The 12,209-nt window shown below is 45.2% G+C and carries 6 protein-coding genes and 1 tRNA gene; 3 read left to right on the top strand and 4 right to left on the bottom strand.

Going from position 1 to position 12,209, the window contains the following annotated elements; all coding sequences use genetic code 11:
• Positions 1 to 274 precede the first annotated feature (274 nt).
• Positions 275 to 1,642 (top strand): MFS transporter, encoded by a 1,368-nt coding sequence (locus GVY04_23125; GenBank protein ID NBD18919.1) that lies wholly within the window; start codon positions 275 to 277, stop codon positions 1,640 to 1,642.
• Positions 1,643 to 1,732: 90 nt separating this feature from the next.
• Here GVY04_23125 and gltB read toward each other — a convergent pair whose 3' ends face one another.
• Positions 1,733 to 6,394 carry a glutamate synthase large subunit gene (gltB, locus tag GVY04_23120; protein NBD18918.1) on the bottom strand — a complete coding sequence of 1,554 codons (4,662 nt, stop codon included), beginning with the start codon at positions 6,392 to 6,394 and terminating at the stop codon, positions 1,733 to 1,735.
• A 350-nt stretch (positions 6,395 to 6,744) separates the two neighbouring features.
• Between gltB and GVY04_23115 the strand changes: the two genes are divergently transcribed.
• Together GVY04_23115 and GVY04_23110 are read left to right on the top strand one after the other, a co-directional pair.
• A tRNA-Leu gene (locus GVY04_23115) sits at positions 6,745 to 6,828 on the top strand.
• Positions 6,829 to 6,876: 48 nt separating this feature from the next.
• The gene (locus GVY04_23110; protein ID NBD18917.1) at positions 6,877 to 8,124 is read left to right on the top strand and encodes a carbohydrate kinase; all 1,248 of its coding nucleotides are present in this window, start codon (positions 6,877 to 6,879) and stop codon (positions 8,122 to 8,124) included.
• 27 nt (positions 8,125 to 8,151) lie between these two features.
• On the opposite strand, the gene GVY04_23105 is transcribed toward GVY04_23110, so the two are convergent.
• From GVY04_23105 to GVY04_23095, 3 genes are all read right to left on the bottom strand, one after another.
• Complete coding sequence (locus GVY04_23105; GenBank protein NBD18916.1) at positions 8,152 to 9,750, bottom strand: protein kinase; 1,599 nt, start codon at positions 9,748 to 9,750, stop codon at positions 8,152 to 8,154.
• A gap of 109 nt (positions 9,751 to 9,859) precedes the next feature.
• Positions 9,860 to 10,924, bottom strand: a complete 1,065-nt coding sequence (locus GVY04_23100) for a hypothetical protein (GenBank protein NBD18915.1) — start codon at positions 10,922 to 10,924, stop codon at positions 9,860 to 9,862.
• A 13-nt stretch (positions 10,925 to 10,937) separates the two neighbouring features.
• The coding region (locus GVY04_23095; protein NBD18914.1) for a sodium:proton antiporter at positions 10,938 to 12,209 on the bottom strand (1,272 nt) is incomplete at its 5' end.

Below are 12,209 nucleotides of genomic sequence, written 5' to 3'. Positions count from 1 at the left end.
CACGATCGCGCCTTCCTTTTTCAGATTAATCTTCCTTTTGGTCAGGGCGTCCAAAAAATTATTTTTACTTAAATCTCTTTATAACAATACTTTCAGCAATTTTAATTGAAGTATTACCCACGATGGATGACAATTGCTGTTTTGACCAACCTCAATAAAGATTATAAAAATTAATATAAATCTCTTTTTCAGGGCAGAAGTGATAAGAATTCTTAAGCGTGTTTTAATTTTAGGGAGAGGGAAGACTCACTTTCCACACAAATGACCTATCACTATGACCTCAACACAGCCATCGACAGAAAAACTCGCCCGATCAACGCGCATTGCTTACGGAATTGGAGATTTCGGTCCTTCGATGTCCTTAAATGTGTTGATTATCTTCTTCTTTTTCTTCCTCACCACTGCTGCTGGCGTTCCCCCGAATATTGCGGGAACGATTTTGTTATTGAGTAAAGGGTGTAATGCCATTGCCACTTTAATTGTGGGTCCCTTGAGTGACCAAACCCACACTCGTTGGGGAAGACGTCATACCTGGATGCTTGCTAGTGCGCCAATTATGGCAATTAGCTTTGCGCTACATTGGTGGATTCCACCCCTCACGGATTGGCAACTTTACGGTTACTATCTGATCGTTGCCATTTTCTTTCAAGTCAGTTTTGCTTGCTTTCTCATCCCCTATAGTGCCCTCTTAACCGATCTCAGCGAAGACAACCAAGAACATATTCGTCTCAATAGTTGGCGGTTTGGCTTTGCGATGAGTGCCAGTACCTTCTCGCTATTACTGATGCAGGGGTTAAATGGCTGGAGTGATCAACCGCAACAGCAACTACCGATTTTAGGAACGGTTTGCGCGATCGCGACCTTATTTTCAATTGGGTGGTGTTCTTGGCAAACGGAAGAAGAAGAACAGAAAGCAACGAAACGCCGGGTGAACTTAGCAGACTTAAAAAAGATTACTCAGAATCGACCGTTTTGGTTCCTCTTAGGCATCTATTCCTTGTCTTGGATGGCACTTTTAGTTGCCCCGACGATTTTACCCTATTTTATTGTTAATAATTTACGCCTCCCGGAATCAGCAATTACGTCCATTACTCTCAGCATGAAAATCGCTACCTTCCTGGCTATTTTTATTTGGCAACCGATTAGCGCTCAACTGGGAAAAAAAGCAACGTTTTGGTTAGGAATTAGCATTTGGGTAATTGGCAACTGCGGACTCTTTTATTTACAACCTGAACAAGCAGCATGGATTTATTTGATTGCCACTTTACAAGGAGTTGGCATGGCAGCAGCCTTTCTCATTCCCCCTTCTATGGTCCCGGAAGCCATTGATTGGGAGGAATTACAAACGGGACAACGACGAGAAGGCGTGTTTAATAGTATTATGTTGTTTGCCAACAAAATGGCACAAGCGTTGGGCTTATTTTTATTTGGACAAATTTTAGCGTTTGCTGGTTTTCGAGAAGCACTCCCTCCCCTAGAACAACCAGAATCAGCGTTAGTTACGATTGCGATTACTGTCATTCTTTTGCCTACTATTCCCTTACTCGGTAGTTTACTGTTAATCTTTCTCTATCCGATTGACCGCGAAACTCATCAAAAGACAGTATTTCAATTGCAACAACGAAGAGCAATGAATAATTAATTTTACGAAACTAAGGTAAAAGACAAAAAACGCACCTAACAAAAATTAGGTGCGCTATTTGATTTCAATTCCTATGGCAGATAGGAATAATTAAACACTGGTGAGTGTCTTTTCTTCTTCTGAAACTTCCGCATTGGCAACTGCCGTTTCAGCTTCGGAAGGAGGAACAATTTGCCAGAATTTAGGCAGATAGGTTTCCCAATGATCAAGAATCATCTGAGCTTTTTTGCTACCCGTGCGTTGAACATGAGTTTCAATTAACGCTTTGAGTTGGGCTTCCCCGGCTTTGCTCACAATACGCTGATAGCTGACAATTTCAGTATTGATCTTAGCGGGTAAGTTATCTTCTTCATCAAGGAAGTAGGCAATACCGCCGGTCATTCCCGCACCCACATTGCGTCCGGTTTTGCCTAAGACCACAACGACACCACCGGTCATATATTCACAACAGTGATCGCCGGCGCCCATGATAACGGCGTGTCCAAAGGAGTTACGAACCGCAAAGCGTTCTCCGGCTTGACCATTGGCATAGAGATGGCCACCGGTTGCCCCATACAAGCAAGTATTGCCAATGATGGCGTTATTTGCCGGTTCATAGTTGGCTTCTGCTGGGGGAACAATCACGATTTCGCCACCGTTCATGCCTTTACCCACATAGTCATTGGCTTCGCCAGTCAGTTTCAGGTTCATTCCAGTGAGGTTAAACGCGCCAAAACTTTGTCCGGCCGCCCCTTGGAAATTCAGGTTAATTTGCCCTTTAAAGCCAGTATCGCCATACTGCTTCGCCAGTTTACCGGCGATTCTTGCACCGACGGCACGATCAGTGTTGACAATTTTAAGGGACTTCGTGACCTGAGTTTGGTTATTGATCGCTTGGGTAATCTCGGTATCATTCAATAACTCATCATCTAAAACCGGACCATTACTGTGAACCGCCTCATGTTGTAACCAACTGCGATCGTCCCGGACATCGGGTAGATTGATCAGACAATCTAAGTTTAGAGACTGGGTTTTAGTCACCTTCATGTTGTCCCGATGCTTAAGCAGGTCAGACCGGCCAATCACTTCATCAAGACGGCGATACCCTAAACGGGCAAGTAACATCCGCACTTCTTGCGCAACAAAGTAGAAGAAGTTAACCACATGACCGGGTGTCCCCGTAAAGCGTTTGCGGAGTTTTTCTTGTTGTGTCGCAACCCCAACCGGACAGTTATTGGTATGGCAGATTCGCGCCATGATACACCCTTCGGCAATCATAGAAACGGAACCAAACCCGTATTCTTCTGCGCCCATCAAGGCACCCATCAGGACATCCCAGCCGGTTTTGAAGCCACCGTCGGCACGAAGTAGAACGCGATCGCGCAGTTGATTTTCCAGTAACATGCGATGGACTTCACTCACACCCAACTCCCAAGGGGTACCGGCATGTTTAATAGAAGAGAGAGGAGAGGCACCGGTTCCGCCGTCGTGACCGGATACTTGAATGACATCCGCATTTGCTTTAGCGACCCCAGCGGCAACTGTACCAATGCCAATTTCAGCTACGAGTTTCACCGACACTTTCGCTTGGGGATGAACCTGGTGCAAGTCAAAGATTAACTGAGATAGATCTTCAATGGAATAAATATCATGGTGAGGCGGTGGGGAAATCAGCGGAACGCCCGGTTTCGAGCGCCGTAACATGGCAATATAAGGGCTGACTTTTTTCCCGGGGAGTTGTCCCCCTTCACCGGGTTTTGCCCCTTGCGCCACTTTAATTTCAATTTGTTGACCGCTCATTAAGTATTCTGGCGTCACCCCAAACCGTCCGGAAGCGACCTGCTTGGTTGCCGAACTGGCGGTATCGCCATTTTGTAACCCTTTGAGGTGGGGGAAGGTCGGTGAATTACCTTCTGCATCCACATCATCCATGACAATAAAGCGGGTGGGATCTTCTCCCCCTTCACCGGAGTTAGATTTACCACCGATGCGATTCATGGCAACCGCAAGGGTTTCATGGGCTTCTCGCGAGAGTGACCCCAGAGACATTGCCCCGGTGCAGAAGCGTTTGACAATCTCTTCGACCGGTTCCACTTCTTCTAAGGGAATGGAAGCGCGATCGCTGCTGAAATCTAATAAATCTCGCAAGGCAGTTGCTGGGCGTTCTTCGAGGTGCTTGGTATAAACCTCGTAGTGGTCATAATCTTGCCCCGCCACCGCTTGATGCAATGCTTTCGCCATCTCGGGGCTATTCATGTGATATTCCCCACGCGGACGATAATTAAAGAAGCCAAAGTTCTCTAATTTTTTCCCTTGTAACTCAGGGAATGCCCGATGATGGAAGTTCATCACTTCTTGCGCCACTTCCGAAAGATTCAAACCGCCAACGCGAGAAGTTGTCCCGGCAAATGCCATGTCAATGATATCTGCACCGAGACCAATCGCTTCAAAAATCTGTGCGCCGTTATAACTCGACAGCAAGGAAATGCCCATCTTCGACAGAATTTTCAGTAAGCCCATTTCTACGGCATGGCGATAGTGTTCTTGCGCTTCCACACAAGAAATTTTCTCCATGCGTCCTTTTTCCATTAGCTTTTGGGTCTTACTATCCGCCCACCATTGCCGGATACTTTCTAATGCTAAATACGGGCAAACCGCAGAAGCGCCATAACCAATGAGACAAGCAAAATGATGGGTACTCCAGCACTGGGCAGTATCCACCACTAAAGAAGCTTTCATTCGTAGCCCTTCCCGGATCAAGTGATGGTGAACGGTTCCCACTGCTAATAGGGGCGGAATATAGCTATATTCTTCATTGATGCCGTCGCCAGCGCGATCCGAGAGCACTAAAATTTTATTACCGGCTTTCACTGCTGCGGCTGCTTCGGTTTGTAGGCGTTTGAGAGCATTTTCTAAAGATTGGGGACCATCAGCAACAGAAAATAGCGTGGAGAGTTCGGTGCTCGCAAACCCAGAATTCTTCACCGCATCCAGTTCACTTTGATTCAAAACTGGCGTTTTAATTTGTAGCATATGGGCGTGTTCTGGGGTTGCTACTAACAAGTTTTCCCGTTCTCCCAACGACATCTGCAAGGACATCACCAAGCTTTCCCGTAAGGGGTCAATGGGAGGATTCGTGACCTGAGCAAAGCGTTGTTTAAAGTAGTCAAAGAGTAACCTCGGTTTATCCGATAACACCGCCAAAGGAATATCATCCCCCATACAGAAAGTCGGTTCTTTCCCCTGCGTTGCCATCGGCTGGATAATCATTTCCACATCTTCTGCGGTGTAGCCAAATGCCGACTGTTTTTGCAGAACCTCGGTGTTCTCCATTTGAGGGGTTTCAGGAAACGGTTGTAACTCAACCGTTTTCCGTCCTTCCCGTAACCATTGTCCATAGGGGGCTTCTCGAGCGACTTGTTGCTTAATCTCCCAATTTTTGAGGATTTCGTGATGTTCTAAATCAACAGCAAGCATTTCCCCAGGACCGAGACGACCTTTTTCCACAATTTCTGCTTCGGGAATGGGCAACACACCCGCTTCGGAACCGACAATGACGTAATCATCTTTGGTAATACAGTAGCGGGCGGGACGTAAACCATTACGGTCTAAGTTTGCCCCCACCGTTTTGCCATCGCTAAAGACAATTAAAGCCGGTCCATCCCAAGGCTCTTGAATCCCACTGTGATATTCGTAGAAATCAATAATTTCAGGGCGATCAGCTAATTCGGGTTGATTCTGATACGCTTCTGGAATTAGCATCATCAACGCTGCCATGGGACTGCGCCCGGCTTGAACCAAAAGCTCCATCACGTTATCTAAGTTTGCTGAGTCACTTTTGTCCTGACTCACCAACGGCAAACTCGCCATTTCTTCTTGGGTTAAGTGCGGAGCAGCTAAATCGTTCAACCGCGCTGACATCCAATTAATATTGCCCAGGAGCGTATTAATTTCCCCATTATGACCTAGCATCCGCATTGGCTGGGCTAATCGCCATTTCGGCATGGTGTTGGTACTAAAGCGGCGGTGATAAATGGCAAAGGGACTGATAAAGTCTGGATCTTTAAAGTCGAGATAGAATTCTCCTAAAACTACCGAACGCACCATGCCTTTATAGACAATCGTGCGATTGGAGAACGAGCAAATGTAGAAGTCATCAGGATGATCTAACCCGGCTGAGGCGGTCACTTCTTGTTTGATTTCAGCGCTGGTGATATAGAGGGTTTTTTCTAAGTCATCCCCTTGTTGCGTTGGGGATGCCAAGAGGACTTGTTCCACACGCGGTCGGTTCGCTTGCGCTTGTTCTCCGAGGACTTCTGGCTGCACAGGAACGGGACGCCAACCCACTACATACAAGCAGTGCTGTTTCAGCACTTTTTCCACACAGCTACGCACGCTGGCGGCTTGTTCCTCATCTAAAGGCAAAAATAGCATTCCCACTGCTAGGTGTTCACGTGAGGGAACAAAAAGGTTATTTTCTTTTAACCACTTTTGGAACAATTGCCAGGGAATGGCACTCATAATTCCTGCCCCATCCCCAGAATCACGGTCAGCACTGCACGCCCCCCGATGTTCTAAACACCCGAGAGCTGTAACGGCTTGTTGGATTAATTTGTGGCTACCATGACCATCTTTGGAGGCAATAAAACCAACGCCACAAGCGTCTCGTTCCTCCACTAGCCAAGGTTGCCCTTGGTCAGGGGCTAAATTATTCAGGGATTGATTATGATGGCTCACGTTAAATTTCCCTTGCTTCATACTGTCGTTATTCATGTTTCTTTTCGATGGGTTGACTGTCTGGGTAAATACATTGCCCAGTTCAGCGTTTTTCCGTCTACTGCTTCCCCAGCTTGGTCCTTTAATGATGGGTAACTTCGATGTTAACGGTTTTTTATGTATCCTCTTAACACTGCCTTGCGATCTCAATCTGGAGTTAGGCTAGTTAACCAAGTTAAAATAAATCTTGGCGTTGATTCAGTATAGTTGGTTTCTCTATCTTAAACAGTCTGCCCAATTAGGTTCAAATTTTTTACTGATTTTTGTCGTCAAAGTCAGGCTAGCACTTGACAAATCCTTAGCAATGTGAGATTGTGTTTTTTCGGACTGTTTCGATGGACACGCTAGCGGAACTGGCGGAATTGGTAGACGCGCTAGATTCAGGTTCTAGTGTTCGCAAGAACTTCCGGGTTCAAGTCCCGGGTTCCGCATCGTTACCACTCTCCTGTTACTGGTAATTAGTTATCAGCTTCGGAAATATGTTTGACTTGGGAATTGATTTTGGCACCTCGGGAGCCAGATGTGTTGTTATTGATGAACATAAGATCATTCAAGAGCAGCAGGAGTATGCTTTTACCAATTCCGATGAGTGGGTCGGACAGTGGCACAATGCGCTGTTTTGTCTTTGCAATCAAATTCCCCTTTCGATGAGGCGCTCGATTCGGTGTATCAGTATTAATGGTACCTCTAGTACTGTTTTGCTCTGCGATCGCGCAGGCACTCCAATCACGACTCCGTTTCTCTACAATGACCGCACTCCGGATTCTATTCTCCAAATTTTGCAAACTCTTGCGCCAGGGGATCATGTGGTACAAAGTGCTTCCTCTAGCTTAGCGAAATTTTTGTATTGGCAGGAGCAAGGGAAGGTTGCCCCAGGACACTTTTTTCTCCACCAAGCAGACTGGTTAGGGTTTCTCCTTCATGGCAAACTCGGTATTAGCGACTATCACAATGCGCTGAAGCTTGGCTATGATGTGGAAAACCTCTGCTATCCTCAATGGCTCACTCATTTACTGAATTTTGAAAGTTTACCGCAAGTGTTAGCGCCAGGAACCCCAGTCGCAACCGTTACGGCTGCGATTGCCCAAAAATTCGGGTTTCCGGCTGATTGTCAAGTTGGTACGGGAACCACCGATAGTATTGCTGCCTTTATTGCCAGTGGGGCGAGGACACCGGGAGAAGCCGTCACTTCCCTGGGTTCAACACTAGTGTTGAAGTTACTGAGTGAGACGCCGGTTCAAGCCGCCGAGTATGGGGTTTATAGTCATCGCTTTGGCGATTTATGGTTAACCGGTGGGGCATCGAATACTGGGGGGGCAGTGTTAAAGCAGTTTTTCAGCGATCAGCAGTTAAGACAGCTTTCGGATCAAATCGATCCGACACAACCGACTCACTTAGACTATTATCCGCTTGTCAAACCGGGAGAGCGCTTTCCGATTAATAATCCCAATTTATCTCCGCAACTGATGCCTCGTCCGGAGAGTGATGTCAAGTTTTTGCAAGGATTATTAGAAAGTATTGCTCGCATTGAAGGCCAAGGCTATGAAAAATTACAAGCATTGGGGGCAACTCCATTACATCGGGTTTATACGGCAGGTGGGGGGGCAAAAAATCAGGTGTGGCAAACGATTCGAGAACGATACTTGCAAGTACCGGTGCAGCCTTCACCCCAAATGGATGCTGCTTATGGAACAGCCTTGCTAGCCCAAGGACGTTCCTCATTTTGAAAAAGACATGACCAACGGTTCTAGAAATCATAAATGATTCGTTGGCAATTGAGCTGGGAAGACATTTAATTTCTCGGCTTCCTCAAGCCATTCGGTTGCTTCAATAATCAAAATGATTAAGCGATTGTTGCTTAGAGACTCGCCGGGATCGCAGGTAAAATAGAGGTCAAAATAGATCGTTTTCCAGGAGGATTGCTCTCTGGAAATCTCTTTTAATTGCAAACTTCGTCTTTGACCTTGCATAATTTCCATCGCAATTTTTTCCAAACCCACTAATTCGGGAAAACCTTGACGGGCATCTAACCCAACTTGAATTAATTCAGGTACAGTGGCGAAGCGTTTTGCCTGATCAGAATGCTCAATAATTTTGAAAGCACTATTGACTTGAATTTCAACTTGAATATACTCAAGCTCGCGCTTAGCAACCAGTCTTTTTAAAGTGGGATTAAGAATTTTACGGCTATTTAAGAGTTTTTGCAAAGTGGGGTGAATCGTACCAATTTTGGGAGAGAGTTCCTCTTGTTCAGCCAAATCACCAGAAAAACTAGTTTCAATTTCACTTCCTTCGGTGTCATCAAACGAGGAAAACGCGCCCTCATCATCATTTAAGAAAGAGAATGGTTTCAAGTTCTCATCCGCAGTAGAATCTACAATTGCTTCCTCTGAACCAGGGGCTGCCACTGGCACCATCGCTAAGCGAGCAGCGTCTAACGGATCAGGAAAAGTGGGGTCCAGAGTCTGGCAATCTAACAACACTTCGTCAACAGAACGATAACGTTGTGAAAGGGGAAGTGCAAGTAGTTGATCGAGAATTTGACTTAACCCTTCACTAATGTGGTTGGTGCCTAATTTTTCCTGCCAAGTCCACTGATTCTGGGTGTGATCGAAAAGCTCGCTGGGTTGCACACCGGTTAGCAAATAAATGCAGGTTGCACCAACACTATAGAGATCGCTGGCGATAGTCGCTTTTCCTTGCCATTGCTCCGGTGCCGCGTAGCCACTCGAACCAATGATCGTACAGTTAGGAGCAATTGTCCCACCTTTTAGGTCTTTAACCGCTCCAAAATCGACTAAGACCAGCTTCTGATCGCGCGATCGCCGAATAATATTTTCCGGTTTAATATCACGATGAATCACCTGCCTAGCGTGAATAAATTTTAAGATTAATAAAATTTCATAAAGAAACTGCAGTAGTTTTGTCTCGTTAAAAACACCAAATTTTTCTTGCTCTCTTTTTAGCTCAATACCACTAATATGTTCTTGGATTAAGTATTTATAATTTCCTTCTGTAAAGTAGGCTAATAATTCTGGAATTTGTGGGTGCTTTCCCAATTCATCGAGCTGCTTTGCTTCCCGTTCAAAGAGTACCGATCCCTTCTCCAAAGAAAAATAATCTTGTGCTTGAGGAAAAAACTGCTTAATCACACAATAAGACCGCGATGGCTTATCTTCATCAATTGCCACAAATGTTTTACCAAATCCCCCAGCACTGAGGGGCTTAATGGCTCGATAGCGTTCTCGTAGCAAAAGTTTACTGCCACAACGTTCACAAAACTGCTCTTTGGGAGGCTTCAGAGGCAAGAGAGGAATTCGATAGAGACAATCCGGATTAAGACACTGACTCACAGAACTTTTAAAAAGCGATACTATGCTTTAAATGATAACGATTTTGATCACAGATGTCTCAGGTTAGGAGATTGATTGATTCGTCAATGCACTAAGATTGAACTGCTTATTACTTTGCACTAATCAAAAAGGTGTTGATTTGACCGTTAGAACGAAAGACTAATCTCATCTTTTGGTTGGCTTGTGTTGGAGAAGCCGAGACAAAATGTTGATTGGCTTGCGGTAAGGGCAGAGTTGACAAATGGGTTTCTGCAACCCTTCCTAAAGGGGTAATTTTTTCCAGAGACCCATTGGCATCAAGGATGATCTGATATTCCAAGTCTTGCTTTAAATTAACCGGTGGTTCCCATCGCGATTGAAAATAATTTCGGACTTCTGCTACTTGTGGTGTTTGATCGAATAAGGTTTCTGACTGTGGCGCTGAGCTGAGATTGACTGGTTTTCTAGGTTGATTGGCAGCAGGAAAGGTCGGGGTAACGGCTAATTCCGAAGTTGGTTGTGGTGGCGTAAGATTCGGAAAATCTCCGGTATCCTGAAGAGAAGGAGAGGTAATAGAAGAGGGGGGAGAGAGTTGTTCGAGTTGTACTAGAGACTCGGAAAGTTTGAGCTGTTTTTTAGAAACACCTTTTAATGGGGAAAGCGATGATGTTGTTTGAGAGGCAGTAGTAGAAGAAGGAGTCGTTTGTCCTGGTGAAGATTGAGAGGACTGAAGTGCGATTTGCAGAGACTGACGATCCATTTTCACGCGGGCGATCATTCCCCCGACCATGCCAAATAAGATGAGTAAAGTAAAACTCACGATATATTTTTGATGGTTGCTTTTAGCGGTGGGATTTTTCTTTAAATCCGTCTGGTATCGCTCTAAAATTTTTACTAGGTCTGAAAGCTGACTCCAACTCAGCTTAGGGCGATAAGACTGATCATGAACAATGAAATGAATGGGGTAAAGGGATTCTCTTTCTTGCTGATAGGTAGCCGTAGGAGTTACTGATTGCCAGTATTGCTGTAAAGTGTTAGCCAGTGGAAGCAGTTGAGCGCGATCGCTGCTGAATTCAAACGTTGGTTCATCGGCTTGATCTAAACTTTCAATGATTAATCGAAACCGATCTTGAGCAAGAATTTCTAAGGTGCAATAAGGTAACTCATAGCACTTGATCACTTGAGAACGAAACATGACATTGTCCCTCTCAATCTTCTTTGGCGAGTACTTCTTGTAACAATGGAGACAAGTTATTATTCAGTTTACCTGCCCGAATAAACTCAGCGTAAGTCTCTGCTTCTACTTCTAAGAGTTGATCGCGGAGTTGTTCTTGTTCGAGGGATTGCAGTTGAGGATAGGATTGTTGCAACTGGGTAATTTCTTGGTTGACGCTTTCAAGTTGCCCCTGAACTAACCCTCTTTGGTAATTTTTGAATTCTTCGTCAATGCTGGGCGAGGGTTTAACTGCATCTAAATGTTGTAAAACTCGTTCTAAGGCACTGCGACGGGCAATTAATTCCCTGTAGTTGCGACGCTGAGCGCGATCGCCGATCAAGCCCAGTTTCTCAATCACGGTTTGCATTGTTAAACCTTGTACTAACAAGGTAAATAAAACAACACCAAACACCGCTTCAATAATATCTTGTCTGCCTTCTAACATGACGGGAACACTTAAGGCCAAAGCAATGGAAACGGAACCGCGTAAACCGCCCCACCATAAAACCGTTTCTTCTCGCCAGCTAATATCTTGTTGGGTAATGAAATTACTAATCGTTCCCAATCCGTAAATACTGATGGCGCGAATGAGCACTAAAGCAACAATTGTCACTAAAATTAACATCCCGTTATCAGCCAGACCTCGGATATTAATTTGGTCACCGATCAGGAGAAAGACAATGGAATTGACAAAAAAGGCGATAAATTCCCAAAATTCGGAAACGAGTAAACGGGTGCGCGGGTTCATCCCGATTCGAGAGCCAAAATTCCCTAAAATTAAGCCCACTGTGACCACACCAATGACCCCAGAACCGCCTAATTCTTCTGTAATTAAATACGTGCCATAAGCAGAAACCAATGTTAAAGATTGTTCAACTAATGGTAAATCAAAACGTTGGGTTAAATAGGAAATGCTAAAGCCAATGAGTCCTCCAACCCCAATGCCAACCCCAGTAAACATAACAAATTGCACTAAGGTATTGGTCACTGAAAATTCTTGAGTGCCGAGGGGAATTCCGACAAGTAAACTAAAGGCAACGACTGCCACCCCATCATTAAACAAACTTTCCCCTTCCATGAGAACGGTTAAGCGTTCACCAACCCCTAATTCTCGGAATAAGGCAATAACCGATACCGGATCTGTGGCAGCTAAACTTGCCCCAACCAGTAAAGCAATGGGCAGTGATAAACCCGTAAAAGCATTGAGGCTAAAGCCAATGCCAACCACGGAAATGACAACGCCAATCACCGCTAATAAAACAAC

Source organism: Cyanobacteria bacterium GSL.Bin1 (assembly GCA_009909085.1).
GTDB lineage: Bacteria > Cyanobacteriota > Cyanobacteriia > Cyanobacteriales > Rubidibacteraceae > Halothece.
The sequence above is the reverse complement of the archived record's forward strand: the minus strand, read 5'-3'. Positions and strand labels throughout refer to the sequence as shown.

What these genes read in the sequence shown, in the direction of transcription:
- gltB (NBD18918.1), bottom strand. Translation starts at nt 6,394, where the DNA reads ATGAATAACGACAGTATGAAGCAAGGGAAATTTAACGTGAGCCATCAT.
- GVY04_23100 (NBD18915.1), bottom strand. Translation starts at nt 10,924, where the DNA reads ATGTTTCGTTCTCAAGTGATCAAGTGCTATGAGTTACCTTATTGCACC.
- GVY04_23125 (NBD18919.1), top strand. Translation starts at nt 275, where the DNA reads ATGACCTCAACACAGCCATCGACAGAAAAACTCGCCCGATCAACGCGC.
- GVY04_23110 (NBD18917.1), top strand. Translation starts at nt 6,877, where the DNA reads ATGTTTGACTTGGGAATTGATTTTGGCACCTCGGGAGCCAGATGTGTT.